The organism is Streptomyces sp. NPDC005761 (genome assembly GCF_040630635.1).
Lineage (GTDB): Bacteria > Actinomycetota > Actinomycetes > Streptomycetales > Streptomycetaceae > Streptomyces.
On record NZ_JBEXXX010000015.1, the window covers coordinates 80,451 to 104,433 of the forward strand.

General features: G+C 71.9%; 19 protein-coding genes and 1 pseudogene. 7 read left to right on the top strand and 13 right to left on the bottom strand.

Annotated features, from left to right (window positions below):
- The first annotated feature begins 178 nt into the window (after nt 1–178).
- Together ABZ434_RS16650 and ABZ434_RS16655 are read left to right on the top strand one after the other, a co-directional pair.
- The gene (locus tag ABZ434_RS16650; protein ID WP_359136387.1) at nt 179–2,215 is read left to right on the top strand and encodes a regulator; all 2,037 of its coding nucleotides are present in this window, start codon (nt 179–181) and stop codon (nt 2,213–2,215) included.
- A gap of 90 nt (nt 2,216–2,305) precedes the next feature.
- On the top strand, nt 2,306–2,656 hold the full coding sequence (locus ABZ434_RS16655; RefSeq protein ID WP_359136390.1) for an isomerase: 351 nt from the start codon (nt 2,306–2,308) through the stop codon (nt 2,654–2,656).
- A 1-nt stretch (nt 2,657) separates the two neighbouring features.
- Here ABZ434_RS16655 and ABZ434_RS16660 read toward each other — a convergent pair whose 3' ends face one another.
- The 4 genes from ABZ434_RS16660 to ABZ434_RS16675 all read right to left on the bottom strand — a co-directional run bounded on the left by ABZ434_RS16660 (nt 2,658) and on the right by ABZ434_RS16675 (nt 7,451).
- On the bottom strand, nt 2,658–3,377 hold the full coding sequence (locus tag ABZ434_RS16660; RefSeq protein WP_359136392.1) for a TetR/AcrR family transcriptional regulator: 720 nt from the start codon (nt 3,375–3,377) through the stop codon (nt 2,658–2,660).
- A gap of 37 nt (nt 3,378–3,414) precedes the next feature.
- Nucleotides 3,415–4,503, bottom strand: coding sequence for a PDR/VanB family oxidoreductase (locus ABZ434_RS16665; protein WP_359136395.1), 1,089 nt, complete (start codon nt 4,501–4,503; stop codon nt 3,415–3,417).
- 2 nt (nt 4,504–4,505) lie between these two features.
- Complete coding sequence (locus tag ABZ434_RS16670) at nt 4,506–5,411, bottom strand: metal-dependent hydrolase (protein WP_359136398.1); 906 nt, start codon at nt 5,409–5,411, stop codon at nt 4,506–4,508.
- A gap of 90 nt (nt 5,412–5,501) precedes the next feature.
- On the bottom strand, nt 5,502–7,451 hold the full coding sequence (locus ABZ434_RS16675; protein ID WP_359136402.1) for a hypothetical protein: 1,950 nt from the start codon (nt 7,449–7,451) through the stop codon (nt 5,502–5,504).
- A gap of 205 nt (nt 7,452–7,656) precedes the next feature.
- Here ABZ434_RS16675 and ABZ434_RS16680 point away from each other — a divergent pair, with 205 nt between their 5' ends.
- Nucleotides 7,657–8,076, top strand: a complete 420-nt coding sequence (locus ABZ434_RS16680) for a hypothetical protein (protein ID WP_359136589.1) — start codon at nt 7,657–7,659, stop codon at nt 8,074–8,076.
- Nucleotides 8,077–8,105: 29 nt separating this feature from the next.
- Here ABZ434_RS16680 and ABZ434_RS16685 read toward each other — a convergent pair whose 3' ends face one another.
- Both ABZ434_RS16685 and ABZ434_RS16690 read right to left on the bottom strand, forming a co-directional pair.
- Nucleotides 8,106–9,650, bottom strand: coding sequence for a DUF1996 domain-containing protein (locus ABZ434_RS16685; protein WP_359136405.1), 1,545 nt, complete (start codon nt 9,648–9,650; stop codon nt 8,106–8,108).
- Nucleotides 9,651–9,765: 115 nt separating this feature from the next.
- The gene (locus ABZ434_RS16690) at nt 9,766–10,311 is read right to left on the bottom strand and encodes a carboxymuconolactone decarboxylase family protein (protein WP_359136408.1); all 546 of its coding nucleotides are present in this window, start codon (nt 10,309–10,311) and stop codon (nt 9,766–9,768) included.
- Nucleotides 10,312–10,380: 69 nt separating this feature from the next.
- Here ABZ434_RS16690 and ABZ434_RS16695 point away from each other — a divergent pair, with 69 nt between their 5' ends.
- Both ABZ434_RS16695 and ABZ434_RS16700 read left to right on the top strand, forming a co-directional pair.
- The gene (locus tag ABZ434_RS16695) at nt 10,381–10,884 is read left to right on the top strand and encodes a MarR family winged helix-turn-helix transcriptional regulator (protein ID WP_359136412.1); all 504 of its coding nucleotides are present in this window, start codon (nt 10,381–10,383) and stop codon (nt 10,882–10,884) included.
- Between the two features lie 144 nt (nt 10,885–11,028).
- Nucleotides 11,029–12,702 (top strand): alpha-L-fucosidase, encoded by a 1,674-nt coding sequence (locus ABZ434_RS16700; RefSeq protein ID WP_359136416.1) that lies wholly within the window; start codon nt 11,029–11,031, stop codon nt 12,700–12,702.
- A gap of 65 nt (nt 12,703–12,767) precedes the next feature.
- Here the strand turns inward: ABZ434_RS16700 and ABZ434_RS16705 are convergent, their stop codons facing one another.
- Both ABZ434_RS16705 and ABZ434_RS16710 read right to left on the bottom strand, forming a co-directional pair.
- Entirely contained in the window at nt 12,768–13,415 is a 648-nt protein-coding gene (locus ABZ434_RS16705; protein ID WP_359136419.1) for a response regulator transcription factor, read from the bottom strand.
- On the bottom strand, nt 13,400–14,668 hold the full coding sequence (locus tag ABZ434_RS16710) for a sensor domain-containing protein (RefSeq protein WP_359136422.1): 1,269 nt from the start codon (nt 14,666–14,668) through the stop codon (nt 13,400–13,402). The genes ABZ434_RS16705 and ABZ434_RS16710 overlap by 16 nt, the downstream gene beginning before the upstream one ends.
- Before the next feature lie 272 nt (nt 14,669–14,940).
- Between ABZ434_RS16710 and ABZ434_RS16715 the strand changes: the two genes are divergently transcribed.
- Nucleotides 14,941–17,064, top strand: a complete 2,124-nt coding sequence (locus ABZ434_RS16715) for an MMPL family transporter (protein ID WP_359136427.1) — start codon at nt 14,941–14,943, stop codon at nt 17,062–17,064.
- Between the two features lie 66 nt (nt 17,065–17,130).
- On the opposite strand, the gene ABZ434_RS16720 is transcribed toward ABZ434_RS16715, so the two are convergent.
- From ABZ434_RS16720 to ABZ434_RS16740, 5 genes and pseudogenes are all read right to left on the bottom strand, one after another.
- Complete coding sequence (locus ABZ434_RS16720) at nt 17,131–17,739, bottom strand: winged helix-turn-helix domain-containing protein (protein ID WP_359136430.1); 609 nt, start codon at nt 17,737–17,739, stop codon at nt 17,131–17,133.
- A gap of 289 nt (nt 17,740–18,028) precedes the next feature.
- Complete coding sequence (locus tag ABZ434_RS16725; RefSeq protein ID WP_359136433.1) at nt 18,029–18,940, bottom strand: hypothetical protein; 912 nt, start codon at nt 18,938–18,940, stop codon at nt 18,029–18,031.
- A gap of 104 nt (nt 18,941–19,044) precedes the next feature.
- On the bottom strand, nt 19,045–20,079 hold the full coding sequence (glnII, locus tag ABZ434_RS16730) for a glutamine synthetase (protein WP_359136436.1): 1,035 nt from the start codon (nt 20,077–20,079) through the stop codon (nt 19,045–19,047).
- A gap of 135 nt (nt 20,080–20,214) precedes the next feature.
- On the bottom strand, nt 20,215–21,357 hold the full coding sequence (locus ABZ434_RS16735) for a hypothetical protein (RefSeq protein ID WP_359136439.1): 1,143 nt from the start codon (nt 21,355–21,357) through the stop codon (nt 20,215–20,217).
- Nucleotides 21,354–22,992: pseudogene (locus tag ABZ434_RS16740) on the bottom strand (hypothetical protein). The gene ABZ434_RS16735 and the pseudogene ABZ434_RS16740 overlap by 4 nt, the downstream one beginning before the upstream one ends.
- Nucleotides 22,993–23,061: 69 nt before the next feature.
- Between ABZ434_RS16740 and ABZ434_RS16745 the strand changes: the two are divergent.
- Nucleotides 23,062–23,970, top strand: a complete 909-nt coding sequence (locus tag ABZ434_RS16745) for a Gfo/Idh/MocA family oxidoreductase (protein ID WP_359136442.1) — start codon at nt 23,062–23,064, stop codon at nt 23,968–23,970.
- The last annotated feature ends 13 nt before the right edge of the window (nt 23,971–23,983 follow it).

Genomic DNA, 23,983 nt, shown 5'->3' on the forward strand with positions numbered 1-23,983 from the left:
CCGTGTGGGCAGCCGCCGGGGAGAGCCGCAGCACCACACTCCCGGGCGCGCTCTCCCACTCCACCCGGCCGGTCCCGGCCCCCCTTCCCGTACGGCACCGGCGTCGAACGCCTGCCGGTGCCGTACGAGGGCGCAGGGGGCCGGGACCGGCCGCTCCACCTGGTCAGCGACGGTGACGATGGCGAGCAACATTCCCGAGGAGACCACGAGTTTCGTCGGACGCGAGGCGGAACTCGGCCGGATCGAGCACGCCCTCGCCACCGGCCGGCTGGTCACCCTCACCGGCACCGGCGGGGTCGGCAAGACACGGCTCGCGGTCCGCGCCGCCGGACGGGCGGGCCCCGGATACCGCGACGGCGTCCGGTGGGCCGACCTCGCCCCGCTCCACGACGACGAACTGCTCCTGGCCACCGTCTCCGACGCGGTCGGTCTCAGCGACCACACCCTGCGGATGCCCATCGACGTCCTGTGCGAATGGCTCGCCGACAAAGAGATCCTGCTCGTCCTGGACTCCTGCGAACACCTGCGCCCCGCCTGTGCGCACCTCCTCGGCGAGATCCTCACGACCTCGCCCGGCCTCACCGTCCTCGCCACCAGCAGACAGCCCCTGGACATCAGGGGCGAGCAGGCCGTCGCCGTGGAGCCGCTGCCCGTCGACGGTACGGCCGACGCCCTCACCCTCTTCCACGAGCGCGCGGCCGCGGCCGCCCCCTGCACGCCCCTCGACGAGCCCGGCACCCTCGCGGCCGCGGCCGAGATCTGCCGACGCCTCGACGGCATCCCCCTCGCCATCGAGCTCGCCGCCGCGGGCATCGGACGCCACAGCGCCCAGGAGATCGCCGGGCGGCTCGGCTCCCGCCTCGACGTGTTCGCCGATGCCACGCTCCGGCCAACGCGCCACCGCACGCTGCGCACCACCATCGGCTGGTCCCACGAACTGTGCACGCCGCTGGAACGGCTGCTCTGGGCGCGGCTCGCCGTACTGCGCGGCGACTTCGACGAACGCACGGCCGCCGCCGTCTGCGCCGGGGGACCGCTCACAGCCGACGCGGTCCCGGCGGCCCTGAGCGCCCTGGTCGCCAAGTCGGTCGTCGCCCGCGACGGCGAACGCCACCGCATGCTGGACACGCTGCGCGAGTACGGCCGGATGTGGCTCGCCGAACTGGGCGAGGAACGTGCGGCCGCCGACCGGCATGCCGCCTGCTTCCTCCAGCTGGCCCGGGCCGCCCACGCGGGCTGGACCGGTGACGACCAGATCCACTGGTACCACCGGATCGCCGAATCGCACGCCGACCTGTGCGCCGCCCTCGACCACCTCCTTGCCCACGACCCCGACGCCGCCCAGGAGATGGCCGGCCGGATCGGCTTCTTCTGGTGCTGCTGCGGCCACCTCGCGCAGAACCGGGGCTACGCCCAGCGCGCCCTGGACGCCGGGCCCTCCACAGGCCCCCACCGCACCCGTGTCCTGTGGGTGCTCGGCATCTGCGTCCTGCTCCAGGGCGACTACCCGGCCGCCGAACGGATCGGTGAGGAGTGTGTACGGGCGGCGGCGGACGACGGCACCGACGAGGGACTCCTTGCCGCCGCCTATCTGCGAGGCCTCACCCATCTGATGACCGGGGAGCCGGAGAAGGGGCTGCGCGAGGCCGACCGGGCCCTGCGCACCACCGGGTCCGGCACCCCGCTCGAAACCGCGTACCGGCTGCGCTGCCACCTGATCACCGTCTTCGCCCTCACCGGCCTCGGCCGGCTGGACGAGGCGGCCGAGGCGGCCGTCGTCCTGCGCGCGGCCTGCGAGGCCAGGGACGAGTGCTGGACCCTGAGCTACGTCGACTACCAGCTGGCCCTGATCTCCCTGCTCCAGGACCGCGCGGAGGCTGCCGCCGCGCATGCCCGGTCCATGCTCGCGGGCAAGCGCAGGCTCCGCGACAGATTCGGCATCGCGCTCGGCCTGGACCTCCTGGCCGCCGCGATCGCCGCCCAGGGCGAAGGAGCGCTGGCCGCCCGGGTGTACGGCACGGGACAGGTCTACTGGCGCATGGTCGGCCACCCCCAGCGAGGCACCCCGGAACTGGGCCCCCTGCGCGCGGCCTGCGAACGCCGGGCCCGCGAGGCCGTGGGCGACGCCGCCTACCGGCGCGCCTTCGAACTGGGCCGCTCCGACAGTGCGGAGGCAGGCCTGGCCCAGGCACTCCACGGCGAACTGCTCACATAGTGAATCGCGCTTGTGCGCCCTCCCCGGCCGGGGAAAGGTAGGGGCGATCGCCGTCCGTGTCCATCGTCCCGCGCCAGCCAGGAGACCGTCATGCCGCAGATCACCGTCGACTACTCCGCCGAACTCGACGGCACGTTCGACCGCTCCGGCTTCGCGGGCGCCCTGCACCCGCTGATCGCCGAGACGGTCACCACGAAGATCGCCGCCTGCAAGACCCGCTTCCGCAGGGTCGAGGAGTCCGTGGTCGCGGACGCGCCGAGTGGCGACGCGATCGTGCACATCGACATCGCGCTGCTGCCGGGCCGGACCCCCGAGATCCGGGCACAGCTCACCGAGTCCGTACTGGAGCTGCTGGCCGCACACATCCGGCCGGCCGAGGGGCTGGCCCTCCACCTCTCGGCCGAGACCCGCGACCTCGACCCGTCCTACCGCAAGCGCTGAGTCACCGACGCTGCGGCGGCACGGCCGGCACGGCGGGCGCCAGTGAGGAGAGCCGCACCAGCAGATCTCCGAACGGCCCGTCCGCCGGCTCCTGCGCGAGGACCCGCAGCACGACGCCCGCCATCTCCTCGTTGTACGCGGCGCTCACGGCGGCCAGCGCCGCGAAGTCGTGCACCAGCTGCAACTCCAGCTCCGTACGCGGGATGCGCCGCCCGTCCAGCCACATCAGGGCAGTCGACTCGGCGAGCGAGACCCAGGACCTGACGACCAGCTCCAGCCGGGCCGGCGGTTCCTCGACGCCCAGATGGGCCAGGATCTGCTCGCAGGCCGCCTGGCGCACCCCGTCGATCATCGCGTTCGCCGTCGAGGAACCCACCGCCGGGCCGCCCCGCATGAGGGCCGCGAACCCGGGACCGTGGTCGTCCACGAAGTCGAAGAACCGCCCCATGACCCGCAACAGCCTGGCCCCCAGGGGTCCTTCGCGCGGCTCCAGGAAGCGGGCCGCGAGCTCGTCGGCCGCCCGCCGCAGCGCTGCCTCGTACAGGCTCTGCTTGCCCGGGAAGTAGTGGTAGACCAGAGGTCGGGAGATCCCGGCCGCAGCGGCGATCTCGTCGATCGACACCTCGTCCGGGGACCGGTGACTGAACAACTCCAGCGCGACGCCGATCAACTGCTGCCTGCGCTCCTCGACGCCCATCCTGCGCCGCACCCCGGTCGTCATGGGGAACAGGGTACCGACCGGTGGGTCCGGTGCCCGACTACAGGTCCAGCACCAGTCGCCCGCTGCGGCACCGCGACACACAGATCAGCATCGACTCCTTCCGCTCCGCGTCCGTCAGCAGGTCGTCCCGGTGCTCGACCTCGCCCTCCAGGACCCGCTGGCGGCACGTACCGCAGAAGCCCTGCTCGCAGGAGTACGAGACGTGCGGCACCTCGGCGCGTACTGCGGCGAGCACCGACTGGCCGGCCGCGACCGGCACGGTGCGGCCCGAGCGGCGCAGCTCCAGCTCGAAGGGGGCCGACCCGGCGGCGTCCGGGCCCGGTGCGGAGAACCGCTCCAGGTGCAGGGTGCAGCCGGGCGGGAGCGCGGCCTCGACCGCGTCCATCAGGGGCTCCGGACCGCAGCAGTGGACCGCCGTGCCCTCGGCCGCGTCCGCGAGGGCAGCCGCGATGTCCGGGTGACCCGCCTCGTCCTGAGGGACGACGGTGACCCGGTCGCCGTCGGCGCCGAGCTTCTCGAGCTCGGCCAGGAACGGCATCGTCGCCCGGCTGCGGCCCCCGTACAGCAGCCGCCAGTCGGCCCCCGACGCTGCCAGCGCGCGCAGCATCGGCAGGACCGGCGTGATGCCGATGCCCCCGGCGACGAAGAGGTAGGAGGGCGCGTCGGCCAGCGGGAAGCGGTTGCGAGGGCCGCGGACCTCGACCTCCTGGCCTTCGTGGAGCAGGGCGTGCACCTCGCGCGAGCCACCCCGGCCGTCCTCGGCCAGCCGGGTCGCCACGGTGTACGTGCCGCGGTCGGCCGGGTCGCCGCACAGCGAGTACTGGCGGACCAGACCGGACGGCAGCACCAGGTCGAGATGCGCGCCGGGCTGCCAGGACGGCAGGTCCGGGCCCTCCAGCCGGAGCTGCACGACGCCGTCCGCCGGGGTGGTCCGCTCGGTGACCAGCAGCCGCCGGCCGGTGGTGGAACGGCGCTGTGCCCGGCCGGACACGGGTTCGTCCAGCGCGGGCAGCGGCCACAGCGGGGACTTCTCGATGCGCCGGCGCATCGCCCGCCTGGCGAGCAGCGCGGTTCCGGCCAGCACGGCGACGGTACGCAGTCGCGGGAGGGGGAAGGGACGCTGCATGGTCAACGGGCTTCCGTCGTACGGGCCTCGGCCGCGACCGCGGCGGGCGAGTGGGCGAGGTAGTCGACGGCCTGCGCCGTGCTGCCCTCCTGGGAGGGGTGGTACGTACGGCTCAGATAGCGCGGGATGGACCGCAGCATCGCAGGGGTGCTGGGCAGGGTGCCGCGCCGGCCGCTGCGGTAGAACTGGCCGAAGGACGCCTTGCCGGCCGGCAGGCTCGGGTCGTTCTCCATGAAGAACCGGGCGCCGCGCTGCCAGAGGAAGAACAGTGCGGAGAACGCCGTCGCCCAGGTCCGTACCCGCCGCCGGTACCCGCCGTCGACGTGCATGAACACATCGAAGGCGACCGAGCGGTGTTCGACCTCCTCGGCGCCGTGCCAGCGCAGCAGGTCCAGCATCGTGGGATCGGCGCCGCGCCGGTCCAGCTCGTCGGCGTTCAGGATCCAGTCGCCGAGGAACGCGGTGTAGTGCTCGATCGCCGCGATCGTCGCCACCCGCTCCAGCAGCCACCATCTGCGCGCCCGGCCCGGCGGCAGCGTCCGGTCGCCGAGCAGCTTCTCGAAGAGCCAGTCGACCTGGGCGGTGTACGGGGCCGGGTCGAGGCCCAGGTCCTTCAGGTGCGGGAGCACGTCGTCGTGGGCCTGGGAGTGCATCGCCTCCTGGCCGATGAACCCGATGACGTCCTGCCGCAGTTGCTCGTCGTGGATGTAGGGGAGCACCTGGCGGTACACGTGGATGAACCAGCGTTCCCCGGCCGGGAGCAGCAGGTGGAGCACGTTGATGGTGTGTGTGGTGAACGGATCGCCCGGCACCCAGTGCAGGGGCGTCCTGTCCCATGCGAAGGACACCCGACGGGCCTTGAGATGGGCCCGTTCCGAGGCCACGGCCGCTGGCTGCGTGTTAGACATGTTGTCAATGTACTGAGCGGTACGGCCGGGGACTAGGGGCATGCATGCCATGAATTCCCGAGCCGGCGGCCGGCCGTCGCGCCGCTGAGCTCAGCGCAGTGCCCCGATCCGGCGGCCGTCCGCCAGCCGCCCGTGCAACTGGGCCCGGTCGCCCGCCCCGGCCGGCACCGCCAGCAGCCGCCCCCGCGCCCGGCCCGTCACCCCGCCGGACGTGGTGAGCGATGCGAACTGCTCGCTGCCCGCCGCGAGTACGTACCACCGGCCGCCGCGCGACTTCCACAGCACGCCCGCCAGCACCCGCGGTGCCCGCGTCCCGCACTCCGGCACGTCCTCGGCCCGCGCCGCGACCACCCCCGGCGGCCCGCTCCCGGACGGCGGACCGGACGGGGCCTGGAACTGGGCGAGGACCCTGCTCCCCGTGCCCCGCCAGGTCTCGGCCCGGGTGCACAGCCACTGGGCCGTGCCGTTTCCCTCGGGCAGCGGCTGAGACGCGTACACCCAGGAGTTGACCGCACGCACCCCGTGCGAGCGCACGGCCGCCAGCAGGCAGGCGGTCCGCGCCCAGCTCTCGTACTCCGCGCGCCCCGAGACGTCGTGCGGCCGTGCCGGCGGGCCCGAGGTCAGCCGGGCCGGGGCGAGTTCACCGAGGTCCGTCACCAGCCGCACCGCCTCGGCGTCGGCCAGTTCGACCGCGTACCAGGACCGGCAGCCGGGTGCGGTCGCCGGGCCGGCCGGCGGGTCGGTCACGCCGTCGGGGGAGCGGTGCAGCGTGCGCGGCTCACGGGCCGGCGCGAGCAGATCCCGTACGCGCACCTGCCGCACCCAGGGCGCCGTCAGATAGCGGACCGACCCACCCGCCCGCGCCACCACCAGGGCGCCGGCCGACGTCGCGTCCGCCCCGTCCACGCGGGCGAAGTCGAGCGCCGCGCCCTCGGACGGATCGGCGTCACGGGGCTCCGCGTACCGCACGACACGCAGTCCGTCGTAGAAGAGCACCACCGCGGACGCGCCCACCTCGCCCGCGTACAACAGCTGCGCCGTTCCCATCGGCGGTCCGACCGGCGTCCGCGGCGTCGCCGACGTCCGCACGCTCCCGCCCGGCCGCGCCCACACCCGCAGCGCCCGCCGCAGCAGCCGGATGTCCTCGGTGCGGTCGCCCCGGGTGGGCCAGGCGGTGAAGTCGGTACGCGGCGAGCGCTGCCAGTACGTCGCCGGCACCCGCCGCAACGCTCCTGGGTCCAAGGCCTCCTCCGCGGCCGGATTGCGGGTGTACAGGGGAGCGGACGGGTCGCCCCGGCCCCAGCCCTCGCCCGGCAGGCCCAGCAGCGCCCCGCACACGAGCAGAGCGGCGACACCGGCCAGCGCCGCCCGGACGTACCTGCGGCGGCGTGGCAGATCCGGCGGCCGGGCCTGGAGCGAACAGGGGTCGAAACCGGGTGATGCCAGCAGCGCGTGGGCGGCCGGCACCCCGTCCGCCTCCATGAGCGCCGCATGCGGGTCGGCCACCCCGACGTCGCAAAGCACCCGCCGGACCTCCCCGTCGGCCAGTCCCTCCAGACCCCGCAGGACGAACGCGGCCCGCGCCGCCCCGCTCACCGCCGACAGTCGCTGCTCCAGAACGAGTTCATCCGCACCACCGGAGTGCGGGAACAGCCGGAGCCCCCACGCCAGCGGGAGGACGGCCGGGAACTGGGCGCGGCGCGGACGGTGTCGCAGGCGCAGCGGCCGCCCTGCCGCCAGCGCATCCCGCAGCACCTGCCGCCGGACGTAGGCGTAACCCGGATCGGCCGTCTCCGTACGACCGGGGCGGCGCGGCAGCGGAACGGCTCCGCCGTCGGCGGCCCCGGCTCTGCGCGCCGCCTGCAGGGACCGCTGGGCCAGGGCGTGGGCCGTGAGGACGCGCCGGTCGCGGCTCAGTGAGTGCGGCAGGACGAGATAGCCGATCCGGGCCAGCCGCGGGTAGTGCTCGACGAGCGCGGCGCCGGACGGCTCCGCATCGACCCGGGCGGCGGCTGGCGGTACCTCTGGCAGTGGCAGCACGTTCAGCTGAACGAGCGAATCGTGCGATGGTCACTCCGGGTAGGGAACGGGCCCGTCCCGCCCGGGCGTGCGCGGCCTCCTGCCGGCCCCGGCCCCTTCTCGGATTCGGCTGCCGGAACCCGGCCCGAAGCGGCACGATGGCCGGATGACGAAGCGGGGCGGTACGCGAAGGGCGGCACGGGACGCGTGGCGTGCGGCCGCCGTCATGGTCTGCTGCGCGAGCCCGCTCGTGCTCACGGCATGCAGCGGTGGCGGCGACGGGAACGAAACCCCGCCGACCGCCACCGGCACGCTGGAGGAACTCGCCGCGAAGGCGCACTGCGAGCCGAGGCTCCAGACCGACGCACAGGAGCTGCGCCAGGCCAACTGCGCCACGAAGGACGGGCGTTATGTGCTGGCCACCTTCGCGACCGATCGCGGCCAGCGGGAGTGGATCAACGAGGCCAACGACTACGGCGGCTCGTACCTGATCGGCCGCAGATGGGTCGCCGTCTCGGACGCGACGGTGATCGCGGCACTGCGCGGCCGGCTCGGGGGGACGGTGGAGAACGCCTCGCCGCACCACTCGGGAAGTGGCGGCAATGGGGGGAACGAGGCAGGGGACTCCGGTCACCACGGGAGCTGACCGCGCAGGTGTGCGGGGGCGGTAGGCCTTCAGCGGCACTTGCGCCCGTCGTTGATGCAGCTCACCACCTTCCGCATCAGCTTGTCGTCGAAGACGTTGATGAAGTCACCGTGGTCGGTGACGGGCTTGTGCAACTGCTCCGGGAACGAGTCGACGGCGAACCCGGGCCCCGGGGGCACGTCGTACACGATCCGCTGGACCAGCTGCGGGACGGCCCGGAAACCGTTCGGGCACCTCCCGTCGTCCTGCGCGAACGCCACATGGGTGCGGTGGTTCGCGCTGTCGGTGTTCTGCCCGTCCCAGCAGCTCTGGAAGGCGAAGGAACGGACGACCTGGCTGCCCTCGGGGCAGATCGGGTACTTGTCCTCGAGCTGCCGGTTCTCGAACCCGGTGCAGCTCCAGGAGGCGTTGGCGTTGGCGTCGCCGTTGGTGAACGCCTTGGCGTCGCCGGTGATGATGCGCAGGAAGCGCGGCATCGCCGTGACCTTCCCGGTGGGGTTCCCGACGAACTTCAGTGTGACCTGCGACGGGGTCTGGATCTCCCCGATGTTCTGGTCCTTGCCCCCGCCGTCGGCGTCGGCGTCGTTCTCCGCCGCCCCGTTCTGCAGACGCAGCACGGGCCAGTAGTACGTGGACCTGTCGCCCTGGTTGCGACAGGTGGTGTCGCCGGCCGCGAGGTCGTCGTCACCGGAGAAGGCGTCCGTGGCCTGGTTGCCGACGTAGTCGTGCATGTGGTGGGCGCCGTTGGAGACGCCGGGAGCTGCGATGACGTTGTCCGGGTTGAACTTTCCGTTCTGGTTGCGGCCGCACTCGGTGGTGAAGGTGCCGCGCGAGGCGCCGCGGAGCCGGGCCGGCTTGTCGACGTTCGGCTGGACGGACCGGATGTCGACGAAATCGGAGTCCTCGGGCCCGTTGCCGCCCTGGTCCTGGCCCTGATCATCGCCCTGGCCATCACCCTGGCCCTGGTCCTGGCCATCGCCCTGGCCCTGGTCCTGGCCATCGCCCTGGCCCTGGTCCTGGCCCTGGTCGTCTGCGCCGTCGTCCTGGCCGTTCCCGTCGCCCTGCCCGGGGTCGTCGCTCGGGTCCGGCGCGTCCGGCTCGTCGTCCGCGCGCAGGCTGCACGGGGCCAGCGAACCGAGCCCCTCCGGGCGCTCCGCACTCCGTCCTATGGCGGTCACGATGCGGTCGATACTGGCGGTGCGCCGAGCCTTCAACGGGCCGAGCACCGCATTCTGCGCGAGTTGCGGATCCCGGGCCATCCTGTCCCGGCGGTCGGCGAACTCCCGGTAGGCATCGGTGATCTGGGTATCCATGGCGGCCAGTTCACGGTCGACCTCGGCGCGGGCAGGGTCCGGCACCTCGGGGATCTCGTTGACCACTTCGGGGCAGTCGATGGTGGAGGCCTGGCGAGCCGGCTGCCAGTTCCTGGCGTGGGAGGAGCCGGACGAGCCCTCGCCCGCGGAGGCGTAGACGTTGACCGCGGCCAGCCCGCCCCCGCCCAGGATCAGTGCGGTCGAGGCGATGATCGCCCGGTTGGCCAGGGTGGAGCGTTTCTTGCGCGATGTGCGTCCCATGGAACTCCTCGGACTCCTCAGGCTTCGCGGGGGAGAAGCGTGACGTTCCATACGGGGCCGACGCGCGGACCGTTCAACGCGAGGCGGAATTCCTGAGCAGAGCGGGATGCAAGTGTCAGGCGAACTCCGCCAGTTGGGGGTCGATCGGCGCATCCGTCAGCCGGTTGGCCAGGGTCGACATGGTGTAGGCGCCGATACCCAGGACCACTTCCAGCGCATTGCGGCTGGTGTACCCGTGGGCCAGGAACGTCCGGAGCGTGCGCTCGTCGACGGCCCCGCTCGTCGCGATGACGGCCAGAGTGAACTGCCGCACCGCTTCCAGTCGTTCGTCCGGCAGCAGGCTTCCCTCGCGCAGGGCGGCGATGGTGCCGGCGTCGGCACCCAGAGCGGTGAGCCTCGCGGTGTGCATGGCCACGCAGAGATGGCAGCCGTTGCGGTCGGCCACGGTCATGATCAGGGTCTCCCGGGCGAGCGGGTCCAGGGTCGTCGACTCGAAGAGCGCGCTCATCTTCAGGAAGCCGTTGAGGAGTTCCGGGGACGAGGCGAGCCGGGTGACGGCGGCAGGCATGTACCCCTGCTTCTGTGCCACGGCGGCCATGGCGGGGCGGGCGGCGGCGGGGGCGGATTCAAGGGTGTGACCGGGGAAGGCGGTGGCGGGCATGGGAGTCCTCTCGCGATAAACTCGACAACGTGATTGACGAAAAGGTAAACCAGGTTGTCGGGTTTCGCAATGGCTGAGCGGGAGGGGAGGGTGCCCGCGGACGCTTCCCCGGAGCCCGGAGCGGGCTTCGAGCTGCCCGTTCTGCTCTTCGCCGGATTCCGTTCGATCATCGACGCGCTGCACCGTGAACTCGCCGAGCACGGCCACCCCGACATGAGTCCCGCGTACGGGTACGCGCTTCAGGCGGTGGGCCGGGGCGGGTCGACCGCCAGTGAGATCGGCCGGCGGCTGGGGGTGTCCAAGCAAGCCGCCGGGAAGACCGTCGAGAAGCTCGAAAACCTCGGATACGTCGAGCGCCTCGACGACCCCGAGGACGGCCGCCGCAAGCTGGTCCGGCTGTCTCCGCGTGGGATCGACATGCTGGTTCGGTCCGCCGCGGGCTTCGACCGGCTGCGCGCCGAGTGGGTGCGGGCTCTCGGGGCCGAGCGGGTGCGCGCCATGGAGGCCGATCTGCGCACCATGGCCGCCGAGGACGCCTTCCGGCTCGATATGGCCGCTTGGTTCAACGGCTGACCGGGCGGACAATGCTTGGACTTTCGTGGTGAGACATAGGACGTATCTAGTGCGCACCCTTCCCGTGGGCTGCTCCGTGCGACACCATGCACGCGTCTGCACCCAAGAGATCCGACCACTTGTGGTAGTGAAGGAGAGGGAACCATGGCACGACGCACCCATGTGTTCAGCGCGATCGCCCTGGCGGCGGCCGCCGCGCTCGTCCCCGTACAGGCCACGGCGCAACCGTCCGCGCCCCAGCGGTCCGCATCGGCCGCCGCGCCGTGCAGTGCGCCCGTGAGACCCGCGTCGCAGATGGCGGTCGAGGCGTGCGACAGCCCCGAACGGATCATCGAGAAGGCGGCGAACGTCGTCCCCACCGCGGGACAGCTCGCCTGGCAGCGGCGGGAGGTCACCGCCTTCACGCACTTCGGGATGAACACCTTCACCGACCGTGAATGGGGTTCCGGCACGGAGGACGAGAAGCTCTTCGCGCCGAAGAGCATCGACGCCGACCAGTGGATGCGCGCCTACAAGGCGGCCGGCGTCGAGCAGGTCATGCTCACCGTCAAGCACCACGACGGTTTCGTTCTCTACCCGAGCCGTTACACCGACCACTCGGTCGCCCTCAGCCCCGGCAGCCCCGACGTCGTCGCCGCCTATGTGAAGGCCGCCCGCAAGGCGGGCCTGAAGGTCGGCCTCTACCTCTCGCCCTCCGACGGCGCCGAACTCCCGCACGCCTGGCATGCCGAATGGGTCGAGAAGATCCGCGCCAAGCAGGCCGAGGGCAAACCGCTGAGCCTGCCCGAGCGGATGGCGCTGGCGGACGGCGACCGAGCCCCCGCCGGTCAGGGCCGCTTCGGCAACGGCAGCGCCGTCACCGAGCGCACGATCCCCACCCTCGTCCCCGGCGACGACCGCGCCGCCCGGGTGAGGAGCGGCAAGCTGCCCACCTTCACGGTGCGGGCCGACGACTACGACGCGTACTACCTCAACCAGCTCTACGAGATCTTCACCCAGTACGGCCCCGTCGAGGAGCTCTGGCTCGACGGCGCCAACCCGTGGTCGGGTTCCGGCATCACGCAGAAGTACGACGTCAAGCAGTGGTTCGACATGGTCAAGGCGCTCTCGCCGAACACCGTCGTCTTCCAGGGCCCGCAGGGGGTGCGCTGGGTCGGCAACGAGGGCGGCATTGCCCGGGAGACCGAGTGGAGCGTCACCCCTCACACGAACGACCCGTGGACAGGGCTCGGCAGCCTCCCCAACGACTCGACGGACGCCGACATCGGCTCGCGCGCCAAGCTCCTCGGCCCGGACGTCAACTACCTCCAGTGGTATCCGGCCGAGGCCGACGTCTCCAACCGGCCCGGCTGGTTCTACCACGAGAACGAACAGCCCAAGACCGCAGCGCAGTTGCTGAACCTGTACGAGAAGAGCGTCGGCCGCAACGCCTCGCTCCTGCTCAACGTGCCGCCCGCGCCCGACGGCCGGATCGCCGAAGCGGACATCACCTCACTCACCGCGTTCGGCAACGACGTGCGCCGGATCTACGGCGCCGACGTACGCGAGCAGGGCCCCGGCCCGTACACCTTCGACCGGGTGGCGGTCCGTGAGGAGATCCGCCACGGCCAGCGGGTCGAGAAGTTCGCCGTGGAGGCCCGGATCGACGGGGCCTGGCAGCGGATCGCCGAAGGCACCACCATCGGGCACGAGCGCATCCTGCCGCTCCCCGCGGCCGTCACCGCCACCGCTGTCCGGGTGAGGGTGCTCGAATCCAGGGCGAAGCCGCACCTGGGGGCCACCACGCTGCACCTCACCACCACGCCGCCCGGCTCCTGACCGGCCCGTAACCCGCGCATCCGGGCCGGCCCTGACCCGGCCCGGATGCGCGCCCCCCGCCCCGGCTACCCCTGGTCCAGATACGCGAGCACGGCGAGCACACGGCGATTGTCGTCGTCGGAGGGCGGCAGACCGAGTTTGCCGAAGATGTTCGAGGTGTGCTTGGCCACCGCCCGCTCGGTGATCACCATCTGCGAGGCGATCGCCGCGTTCGAACGGCCCTGGGCCATCAGCTCCATGACCTCCCGCTCCCGCGGCGTCAGCCCGCCCATCGGCTTGTCCTGCGAGCGTCGCGACAGCAGCTGCGAGATCACCTGCGGGTCCATCGCGGTGCCGCCCGCCGCGACCCGGCGCACCGCGTCGATGAACTGGTCGGCGTCGAACACCCGGTCCTTGAGCAGATAGCCGATCGCCCCGTTGCCGTCCGCCAGCAGCTCGCGCGCGTACAACTGCTCGACGTGCTGGGAGAGCACGAGCACCGGCAGTCCCGGCCTGGCCCGCCGTGCCGCGAGGGCGCACTGCAGCCCCTCGTCCGTGTGGGACGGCGGAAGCCGGACGTCGACCACGGCGACGTCCGGCTCCAACTCGGCAAGGGCCCGGGTGAGTTCGGGCCCCGTCTCGACGGCGGCCGCGATCTCGAAGTCGTACGCCTCCAGCATGCGCACCAGGCCGTCGCGCAACAGGAAGAGATCTTCGGCTAGGACAACTCGCAAGGGATCTCCATGGTCACCATGGTGGGACCGCCCGCGGGGCTGCTGACGGCCATGATGCCGTCGAATGTACCGAGTCGGCGTTCGATACCGCTCAGGCCCGAGCCCCCTCCGGTCACCGCACCGCCCTTCCCGTTGTCCGTGACCGAGATCCTCAGCATGCCCCCGACATGGTGCAGGTCCACCCATATCCGGTCCGCGCCCGAGTGCTTCGCCGCGTTGGTCAGGGTCTCGCTGACCGCGAAGTACGCCGCCGACTCGACCGGTGCCTCGGCCCGGCCCCCAAGTTCCACGTCCACCTCCGACGGGATCGGCATCCGCAGCGCCAGCGCCCTGACCGCGTCCCCCAGACCGCGCTCGGCGAGAACCGGCGGGTGTATGCCCCGTACGAGATCGCGCAGCTCGGTCAACGCCTCCGCCGAGGACGCACGGGCCATCGCCAGGAGCTTCTTCGCCTGCGCCGGGTCCTTCTCGATCAGTGCCTCGATGGTGCCGAGGTTCATACCCATGGCGACCAGCCGGGCCTGCGCCCCGTCGTGCAGATCCCGCTCGATGCGCCGCAGTTCGGAGGCGGCGGTGTCGACCGCCTCGTACCTGGTCTCGGTCAGCCGGTCGATGCGCAGGGCCAGTTCCTGCTCATGGGTGGGGGCCAGCACCGAACGGGCGAGCAGGAAGTGGGCCCGCAGCAGCCGTTCGCTCAGGGCCACACCTGTCGCGAAGAGCACCACGCCGAGCGCGGCTGCGGCCAGACCCGTCGCCTGGCTGTCGACGGGGACGAACGCGTACCAGTACCGGTCGTCCGTGAAGACCCGCCACAGTCCCGCCGCCAGGACGAAACCCTCCACCGGGTAGATCATCAGTGCCGCCGCCAGGACCGCCACCACGTACCCGGCGGTCATGTCGACCAGCAGCCACTGGATGTCCCGCCAGGTCGCCGGGTCCTTCAGCATCAGCGTGGTCCGCTCCACCTGGCCGGTGAACCCGCTGCGCACATCCTTCGGCAGCGGCCGGTACCGGACGGGGATGCGGACGTCCGACCAGGTGACGGCCAGCAGCCGACGTTGATCGGCATGCATGCGGACCGCCGTCAGCACCCAGGGAGTGGTGACGAGGCCGATGCCCAGCAGGATGAAGGCGATGGAGAGCACCGTCAGGACGAACAGCGTGATCGAACCCGCCGTCGAGGCGATCGACAGCGCCAGCCCGCGCCCCGCGGCGAGCAGCGCGGCTCTTGTCCGTCCCCGTATCGCTTGCATGGTCCCTCTTTCCCTCGCCGGGCCGGGCGCCTGTCCGGCCCGGCGATCCGGACGGCACTCGCCGGGCCGTCGTGCCGGCCCCGTCCGCACACAGTCTGACCCGGCCGGGGCCGTGGGCGTCAGCCGTTTCGCCACCCGGCGGGGGTGTACCTGGCACCACCCCCGTGACCTCGCCCTACGTCGCGCCGGGTGGGGGCTTCGACGGCTGGGGCGGCGGCCCCGGATTTCCTAGATTTCCGGTCCGACGTCTACATCAGGGGGCGAAGAACGCCATGAGGCGTAATCTCGCGGCACGTATCGGTGTGTGGAGCGCACACCATCGCAAGACGGCCATTCTCGGCTGGCTGCTCTTCGTCGTACTCGCCGCGGGAATCGGCGGCGCGTCGGGAATGGTCGAGATGACCGACGCGGAGAACGGCGCCGGCGACTCGGCGCGAGCCGAACAGATCCTCTCCGACGCGGGCCTCGGCCACCGGGCGGGCGAGCTGGTCATGGTGTCGTCGACGGAGCCCGACGGCTGGCGGACGGCGGCGAAGGAGCTCTCCGCGGCCATCGGCCGGACCGGCGAAGTGACGGACCTCGCCGCTCCTGTTCCGTCCAAGGACGGCAAGGACGCGCTGATCACCTTCGAGATGAAGGGGGACGCGGCCACCTCCGCGGACCGGGTGCAGCCCGTCCTGGACGCCGTGGCAGGGGTCCGGGAGAACCGTCAGGACGTCACCGTCCACCAGTTCGGCGAGGCCAGCGCCGGGAAGTGGCTCGGTGACCTGCTCTCCGAGGACTTCAAGAAGGCCGAATTCACCGCCGTGCCCCTGGCGCTCGGCATCCTGCTGGTCGCCTTCGGGGCCGTCGTCGCGGCCCTGCTGCCCGTAGGACTCGCGCTGACCGCCTGCATGGCCGCCTTCGGCCTCCTCTCGCTCGCCAGCCACCAACTGCACCTCTTCCAGACCACGTACTCCGTGATGTTCCTGATGGGCTTCGCCGTCGGCGTCGACTACTGCCTCTTCTACCTGCGCCGCGAACGCGACGAGCGGGCCGCGGGGCGCGACGCCGAGACGGCGCTGCGGATCGCCGCGGCGACCAGCGGCCGGTCCGTGCTGGTGTCGGGCCTGACCGTCATGGTCGCGATGGCCGGGATGTTCCTGTCCGGCCTGATGCTGTTCAAGGGCTTCGCCCTCGCCACGATCCTCGTCGTCTTCATCGCCATGATGGGCTCCGTGACGGTCCTGCCCGCACTGCTCTCCTGGCTGGGCGACCGGATCGACGCCGGACGCGTTCCGCTGCTGAACCGGCGCAACAAGCGGGGGAAGAAGGAGAGCGGCCGGATCGCCGGCAAGCTGCTGCGGCCCGTCCTGGCCAAGCCGAAGTTCTTCGCCGCCGCGTCGGTCGTCGTCCTGCTGGTGCTCGCCGCGCCCGCCCTCGGCATGAAGACCGAATCGCTCGGCCTGGAGAAGCAGTTCGGGTCGGACTCCGCACTGTCCGTCGCCTACCGGCACATCAACGACACCTTCCCGGGCGGCCCGGCCCCGGCCCAGGTGATCGTCGAGGCCGACAACATCGAGGCCCCCGCCGTACGCAAGGCGCTCGCCGGCTTCGACCGGGTGACCGTCCACCGGGCGCAGAACGTCGCGGAGATCGAGGTACCGCTGCCCGGGGGCGAGGCCGGCCTGACCGAACTGCGGGAGGACCGGCTGCCGGCCGCGTTCGACGGCACGGGCGCCCGGGCCCATGTGACCGGTGAGGTGGCCGGGTCCGTGGACTTCAACGACCAGCTGAAGCGCGGCATCGCGCCCGTCTTCCTCTTCATCACCGCGGTGACCTTCCTGCTGATGCTGTTCTGTTTCCGCAGTTACGTCATCGCCGTGACCTCGATCCTTCTCAACCTGCTCTCCGTGGCCGCCGCCTACGGTGTGATGACCGCCGTGTTCCAGCACGGCTGGGGCGCCTCGCTGATCGGTTCGGAAGGGGTCGGCGCGATCGAGTCCTGGATGCCGCTGTTCGTCCTCGTCGTCCTGTTCGGGCTCTCGATGGACTACCACGTCTTCGTGGTCTCCAGGATCCGTGAGGCCCACGGCCGAGGCCTCTCCACCCGGGCCGCGATCGACGAGGGAATCCGGCGCACGGCCGGTGCGGTGACGGGGGCGGCCGTGATCATGGTCGCGGTGTTCTCGGTCTTCGGAACGCTGTCGATGCAGGACATGCAGCAGATGGGTGTCGGCCTGGCCGTCGCGGTACTGCTGGACGCCACGATCGTCCGCATGGTCCTGCTGCCCTCCGTGATGGCACTGCTGGGCGAGCGGAACTGGCGCACCCCGCGCGGCCTGACCCGACTGCCGGAACCGGACCACGGCGAGCCGGAGCCCGCTCCTGTCGCGGCTCCGGTGATGAACGGCTGAGCCGGAACGAGCGAGGTGGGCCCCGGCCGCGGTACGAACCGCAGCCGGGGCCCACCTCGTGTGCGGTCAGGGCGCGTACTTGTAACCGACGCGCCGCACCGTCTGGATGGACCGGCGGTGCTCCACGCCCAGCTTGCGGCGCAGCCGGGCGATGTGGACGTCGACGGTGCGCCCGTCGCCCACATGCCCGTACCCCCAGACCGTGGTCACCAACTGGTCGCGGGTGTGCACCCGGTGGGGGTGCGCCACCAGATGGGCGAGCAGCTCGAACTCCAGGTACGTGAGGTCGAGGGTGTTTCCGTTCACCGCGGCCGTGCGCTGGACGGAGTCGATCCGTACCGGCCCCGTCCCCGCGTCCTCCAGCACCTCCGGCACCACGTACTGGGCGGCCGCGGCCGCGATCGCGGGCTGCTGGTCGGCGGGGACGAGCACCAGATATCCGACCATGGGCGGTCGGCCCGGCAGCGCCGGCAGGGTGTGCTGGGGCGCGGGCAGCCAGGTGGCGCCCGGAGTCAGGAACGCGGAGACGTCGGCCGGCCGGACGACCTCGTCCGGGGCCACGGCTCGCAGTCGGTGACGGTTGGGGGAGAGGGGGCGGACGGAAGCGGTCGCAGCGGTCGTCGACGGCGCTGCGGTGGCAGCGGCTGCGGCGGAGAAGGTACGGGCGTTCGCCATGAGGGTCAGCTCTTTCGCGCGAGGAGTCGTCTGTGGACGGACTTGCTTCGTGCGCGCGGACCGAAGACCGGGGTGAGCGGTGTTAGAGGGCCTGCGCGTTCAACGCGCGGCAACACACCCGGTCGAAGTCGTGATGCTGACGGGAGGGCCAGAACGGCTCGAGGTCGCTGCGACCTGTCGAGGTGTGCTGGATGCTGGCCATGTCCCCTATTGAACCAGAGAACACGACGGGTGAGCAGACCTCTCTCACCCGTCGATACGGACCCTTTGCCAGGAACCGCGGCCGGCCTCAGCCCACCAGCCGTTTACGCCAGTCCAGGCCCGTCAGTTCGATGGCCCGGTCCGGGGAACCGTCCCATTCCACGGTCAGCCCGGCCTCCCCCAGCACCGCCGCGACCTCCCGGCCCACCGCCGCGGTCGTCTCCGAGGACTCGTCGAACCCGCCGTAGTACAGGGTCAGTCCGTGCCCGGCCGCTGCGCTCTGCGTGCCCTGCAGGTGGAAGAAGACGAAGCCCCGGGCATCGTCGCGTCCTTCCGCGTGTATCTCGGTCAGTCCGCACGACCGGCAGCACGTGAAGTGCTCCCGGGCGGTGATGCCCCGCCCGTCCAGCTCGGCGAAGGCCTGCTCCAGCCGGTCCGGATCGGTCACGCCCACCCACCCCTGCTGCTCCTCGACACGCTCCAGCCACAGCCGCTCCACCAACTGCCGCGCCTGCGCGAGGGTCACCGGATGCACGCCGTCCTTCACCAGGTGGTCCTCGGCCGACTCGGAGAGATCCGCCACACTGCCGTACCCGCCGCGGAGCACCTCCCGTACGTGCTCCTCCAACTGCTCACGGATGCCGTCCGCGATCTCCGGTACGGGCTCAGGTTCCGGAAGGCCGGCGCTCTCCCAGGCGATGCCCGTGTCCCATCCGGGCTCCTGGCGGGCCCAGCGCGCCATCAGTGCGGCGACCTGCTCGGGTGCCTCGACGAGGGCGCGGACATGGGTGGCGGCCTTGCCGGTGCGGTGCTCCACGTCGTACGCCCCGCCCACCTCGTGCCACACCTGGATGAACGTGCCGGGGATGTCCGGTATCCGTTGCACGACCAGGAAGCGGTCGCCGGTCACACCGATCCGGTGCACCAGGTCGCTGAGCGCCTGATCCGAAACGCGGGTGTGTGACTGCTGATTCTCGGTCGCGATCTTGATGTCGAGCATGCGACCAGCCTGGCACACCGCACTGACAGAGCCCCGGGTACGCAGAGGGGCGTCCACCGGACCACCGGTGGACGCCCTTCGTACGGACCGTTGCCGCCTGCGGATCAGACCTGGTCGGCCTTCTCCAGCGCGGCGCAGCAGGTGTCGGTGATCAGCCGCGTGACGACGTACGGGTCGACGTTGGCGTTGGGACGGCGGTCCTCGATGTAGCCCTTCCGGTCCTGCTCGACCTGCCACGGGATACGGACCGAGGCGCCGCGGTTGGAGACGCCGTAGCTGTACTCGTTCCACGGGGCGGTCTCGTGCAGGCCCGTCAGGCGGTCGTCGATACCGGCGCCGTAGTTCTTGACGTGGTCCATCGGCTTCGAGCCCTCGCCCAGCGACTCGCACGCGGTGATGATCGCGTCGTAACCCTCACGCATCGCCCTGGTGGAGAAGTTGGTGTGCGCACCGGCGCCGTTCCAGTCACCCTTGACCGGCTTCGGGTCGAGGGTCGCGGAGACGTTGAAGTCCTCAGCGGTGCGGTAGAGCAGCCAACGGGCGATCCACAGCTGGTCGGAGACCTCCAGCGGGGACAGCGGGCCCACCTGGAACTCCCACTGACCGGGCATGACCTCGGCGTTGATGCCGGAGATGCCCAGGCCCGCCTTCAGACAGTTGTCGAGGTGCTTCTCGACGATGTCACGGCCGAAGATCTCGTCCGCGCCGACGCCGCAGTAGTAGCCGCCCTGCGCGGCCGGGAAGCCGCCCTCGGGGAAGCCGAGCGGCCGGTGGCCGTCGAAGAAGGTGTACTCCTGCTCGATGCCGAAGATCGGCTCCTGGGCACCGAACTGCTCGGCGACCGGACGCAGCGAGGCCCGCGTGTTGGACTCGTGCGGGGTCATGTCGATGTTGAAGACCTCGCACAGGACCAGGACGTCGTCACCGCCGCGGATCGGGTCCGGGCAGGTGAAGACCGGCTTCAGCACCCGGTCGGAGGCGTGGCCCTCGGCCTGGTTGGTGCTCGACCCGTCGAAGCCCCAGATGGGCAGCTCCGCCACGTCGGACGAGGGGGTACCGGGCATGATCTTGGTCTTGGAACGGAGCTTGGCGGTCGGCTCGGTGCCGTCGATCCAGATGTACTCAGCCTTGAACGTCACGGAAGCCCATCCTTTGCGGGTGCTGCGGTCTATGCAGCGCAGCTTCGCAAGACGCGATTTCCCGACCGTTGCCCTCATGTGAACCCCGTGTTACCGAGGTTTCCTGTGTAAGACAGACCGGCCGTGGGGTGCCGGCTACCGGCTGCGGTCCCGCAGCAGGGACTCGAAGCCCGCGGACCGGATCCGGCGCAGCAGCTCGTCCTGGCCGGTGCCCAGCGACCTGGCCGCCGCGGAGAGCAGCCAGTCCGCGTCGGCGAGCCGCTGGAGCAGGTGCCCACGCCGGATCTGCGCCTCGGACAGCCGGAACGTCTTCAGATAGGCGACCTGGCCCTTGTGGTCGGTGATCGTCTCGCCGATGTGCTGGCCGCCCCGGTTGCGCAGGAACGGCGGCAGGAAGCGCCACAGCGTGAACGAACCCATCCGGTACACCCGGTCGAAGCCGTACGGGGAGTCCCGCAGCTCCCGCGCGAAGAGGGTGTCGTGCGCCTCGCTCCACTTCCGCTCCTGCCCGCGCGCGGCCGTCCGCAGACCGGCGAGCGTCCGCGTGTGGGGCCCGTCCGGGATCCGGGCCCCGAAGTCCGTCACCGGAGCGCCGTACATCGCGTACTGGTGGACGAGTTCCCCGTACAGGTCCTCGATGAGCGTCGGGTGCAGAAGGCGGTAGTCGTCGGGGTGCGGCACCACGAAGGCGGCGGCGAGCGCGTCGGCCGTGTACACCATCACCCCGCACTGGCCCGGATGGATCTCGAACGCCCGCAACGCGTCGCCGAGCCCGCGCACCGACCACCCCAGGTACGCGTCCTCCGCACGCGGCGACAGCCCGTCCCGCAGCGCCTGGCGGGACCACTCCTCCCAGGCGGTCGAGGGCCCGCCGAAGTGCAGCGCGAGATAGCCCTCCATCGCGAGGTGCAGCGGCAGGAAGCGCAGCCGGTTCCCGGCCTGCCGCTTGGCCAGGCGGTGGTGCCGGTGGCGCGGCAGGGTGAGCGTCCTGGGCGGGATGCTCTGCGGGCCGCTCCCGCCCGGGGCCGCGAACTGCGTTCCGTACGCGGCGGTGTTCGTCCCCTCACCCGACCAGTCCGCGACGAACCCGTGCGGGATGTACGAGGTGTAGTGCGTGCGCGGCCCCACCTCCACGGTGCCGGCTCCGTACCCCGTGTAGACCTCCTGGTGCAGCCGCAGCCCTTCCACGGGCCTCTCGCGCACCAGCGGCACCAGCCGGATGCCGCCCCACACCTGTGCCGGGCGGGCGGTCAGCCCGGTCATTTCGAGCCTCGTCACCGCGCTCCTCCCCACGAGTTGCCGACGAACCGGGCGACCTGCCGGTCCAGATACGCGTACAGCTCCGCGGGGCCGGTACGCCCCTCGGAGAACTGCGCGATCTCCACCAGCGCGGCCAGGTCCTCCGCGTCCCGGATCCCGGCCGTCGGCACGCTCGGCGACAGCCGCCGGACATCGAAACCGTCCGCGTCGTATACAGGGTTCAGGTGGACCACCGCGGTGCGCCGGTCCGGATCGAGCCGGGTCCGCCAGACCCGCAGCACCTCACCGGCCAGCCCCGGCGGGGCGTTGTCCCAGCCGTCCGAGACGATGACCAGCCGGTCCGGGCCGTGCTCCAGCGCGTTCAGGATGCGGATGCCCAGCGGGGTCGGCCCCCACGGCCGCACCAGCAGCGGGTCCTTCGCACCGGTCGTCCACAGCGGGGTGTACGCGCCGGGTGCCGCGAGGGCCTCCAGCAGGAAGTGGCAGGCAAGCGCGACCGCGAGCGGACGCCGCCGCTTCTCGCCCGAACCGGACGACGAGTAGCTGTCGTCGAGCACGGCCGCGACCCGCCCCCAGCTCCCGCCGTGCGGGCCCACCGCCCGGCGGGCAGCGGCGCGCAGGGCCGCGGTCAGCTCGGCACGGTGACGTACGCGCAACTCCGTGCCGTACGTCAGGACGTACAGCGCGAGCCGGGTCAGGGGCATCACGGTCAGACCGACATCCGCCGGAAGTTCCGCAGGGGCGGCCCCGCCGCGCTGTCCCTGGGTGCGCAGCCGCTCCAGCCGGGTCATCCGGGGCACCATCCGCTCCAGGAACGCCTCGCGCTTCATACCGTGCCGGGCGGCGAAGCCCTCGGCGACGGTGAACGGCAGCTCGTCGACGGCGCCCTGCTCGTAGTGGGCGCGGCGCCAGGCGTCGAGCAGCCGGTGCCGGTACCGCGGCAGCCTCCCCGGCCGGAAGAGGAAGGCTCCCAGCTCGGTGTCGCGCGGATCGCCCGGTGCCCTGCCCGGCACGGCATCGCCGTCGTTCAGCCGGAGATGGGCATGGCGGACCGCGGCCTTCAGCCCCGGGCGGTACTTGACCGCGTCGTGCGCCGCATCCGGCCGCGCGGCCAGCCAGTCCCGCATGATCGCGCGGGTGCGCCGGTTGTTGACCTTGGCGGCGCGCAGCCCCCGGAACAGCCGGTAGACCCGCTGCGGCGGCAGCCCGGCCAGCCGGGCGGCGATGAGCCGGCCCTCGGTGCGCTTCTCCTCGGCCGAGGCGTCGGCGGCGTGCTCCAGCAGGCCTTGCACGATGCGCACGGCATTGTGGTCGTTGATGTCCAGGGCGAGCGACGCGGCGTACACCCGGCGGTAGTTCACGCGTACGTACTCATGCAGGAAGTCCAGCGAGAGCTGCTGCCGGTACGACCCCGAGTGGAACTCGCGCTGGCCCGTCGCGGTGACCGCCGCGTTCACGAACAGGAGCACGTCCTCGGCGGCGACGAGGCCGGCCCGGTTCTCGGTCGTCATGATGAATCCCCCGTGGTGTTCCGCGCGGCGGTACGCACGTGCGGAAGCCGGCCGGGGAATGAGGGCGCGAGCAGCGAAATATTTGCTTCAGAGGCAAGTCCCGGAAGTCGCACCGGAGTCCCGCGGCCGGCCCCGCCAACATAACGACCTCCCCGCACGCCCCGCCACCGGATTCGAACGCCCATGACGACGCACCGGGCACACTGGTCCCATGACGACACCCGTGACCCCCCTGCGCATCGGCCTGGTCGGTACGGGCCCCTGGGCCCGCATCACCCACGCCCCCGCCCTCGCCGCACACCCCGGCGCCGTGCTGAGCGGGGTGTGGGGCCGGAGGGCCGAGGCGGCCGGGGAACTGGCCGCCGCACACGGCACCGAGGCGTACACGGGCGATGCGGGGCTCGACGAGCTGTTCGCCGCGAGCGACGCCGTCGCCTTCGCTCTGCCGCCCGACATCCAGGCACCCCTGGCCGCCCGGGCCGCGGCGGCCGGCTGCCATCTGCTGATGGACAAGCCGGTGGCCACGACCGTCGAGGGCGCCCGCGAGGTGGCCGAGGCCGTCGAGCGGGCCCGGGTCGCCTCCCTTGTCTTCTGTACCCTGCGATTCGCCCCGGAGACCGCGGACTGGATCGCCGAACAGGGCGCTGCGGGCGGTTGGTTCACCGCTCATGCCGAGTGGATCGGCGCCCTGTGGGCACCGGGCGCGGACAGCGAGTACGCCGCGTCCCCCTGGCGCCGCGAGAAGGGCGGCCTGTGGGACGTCGGCCCGCACGCCCTCTCCGTCCTCATCCCGGTGCTCGGCGACGTCACCGCGCTGACCGCGGTCCGCGGCCCCGTCGGGACCCACCACCTCGTGCTGCGCCACACCTCCGGCGCCTCCAGCACGGTGACGCTCACGCTGGCGGCGCCGGTGGCGGCGGCCGGGGTGGCGATCGAGCTCAGGGGTGAGCACGGCATCGTCGGTCTGCCGCGTTGGGACGGTGCCGCCGGGGCGTTCGGCGCAGCGGTGGACGCACTGATCGAATCCGTGCGTACGGGGGAGGCGCACCCCTGCGACGTGCGGTTCGGGCTCCGGCTGACGGAACTGCTCGCGGAGGCCGAGGCGCAGGCGGGCAGCTGACCCGCGGGGGCCG

Coding starts and splice junctions, on each gene's coding strand:
- ABZ434_RS16725 (WP_359136433.1), bottom strand. CDS start 18,940: ATGCTCGACATCAAGATCGCGACCGAGAATCAGCAGTCACACACCCGC.
- ABZ434_RS16665 (WP_359136395.1), bottom strand. CDS start 4,503: ATGCAGCGTCCCTTCCCCCTCCCGCGACTGCGTACCGTCGCCGTGCTG.
- ABZ434_RS16690 (WP_359136408.1), bottom strand. CDS start 10,311: ATGCCCGCCACCGCCTTCCCCGGTCACACCCTTGAATCCGCCCCCGCC.
- ABZ434_RS16715 (WP_359136427.1), top strand. CDS start 14,941: ATGAGGCGTAATCTCGCGGCACGTATCGGTGTGTGGAGCGCACACCAT.
- ABZ434_RS16670 (WP_359136398.1), bottom strand. CDS start 5,411: ATGTCTAACACGCAGCCAGCGGCCGTGGCCTCGGAACGGGCCCATCTC.
- ABZ434_RS16720 (WP_359136430.1), bottom strand. CDS start 17,739: ATGGCGAACGCCCGTACCTTCTCCGCCGCAGCCGCTGCCACCGCAGCG.
- ABZ434_RS16700 (WP_359136416.1), top strand. CDS start 11,029: ATGGCACGACGCACCCATGTGTTCAGCGCGATCGCCCTGGCGGCGGCC.
- ABZ434_RS16660 (WP_359136392.1), bottom strand. CDS start 3,377: ATGACGACCGGGGTGCGGCGCAGGATGGGCGTCGAGGAGCGCAGGCAG.
- ABZ434_RS16710 (WP_359136422.1), bottom strand. CDS start 14,668: ATGCAAGCGATACGGGGACGGACAAGAGCCGCGCTGCTCGCCGCGGGG.
- ABZ434_RS16655 (WP_359136390.1), top strand. CDS start 2,306: ATGCCGCAGATCACCGTCGACTACTCCGCCGAACTCGACGGCACGTTC.
- ABZ434_RS16695 (WP_359136412.1), top strand. CDS start 10,381: ATGGCTGAGCGGGAGGGGAGGGTGCCCGCGGACGCTTCCCCGGAGCCC.
- ABZ434_RS16680 (WP_359136589.1), top strand. CDS start 7,657: ATGGTCTGCTGCGCGAGCCCGCTCGTGCTCACGGCATGCAGCGGTGGC.
- ABZ434_RS16650 (WP_359136387.1), top strand. CDS start 179: ATGGCGAGCAACATTCCCGAGGAGACCACGAGTTTCGTCGGACGCGAG.
- ABZ434_RS16745 (WP_359136442.1), top strand. CDS start 23,062: ATGACGACACCCGTGACCCCCCTGCGCATCGGCCTGGTCGGTACGGGC.
- ABZ434_RS16685 (WP_359136405.1), bottom strand. CDS start 9,650: ATGGGACGCACATCGCGCAAGAAACGCTCCACCCTGGCCAACCGGGCG.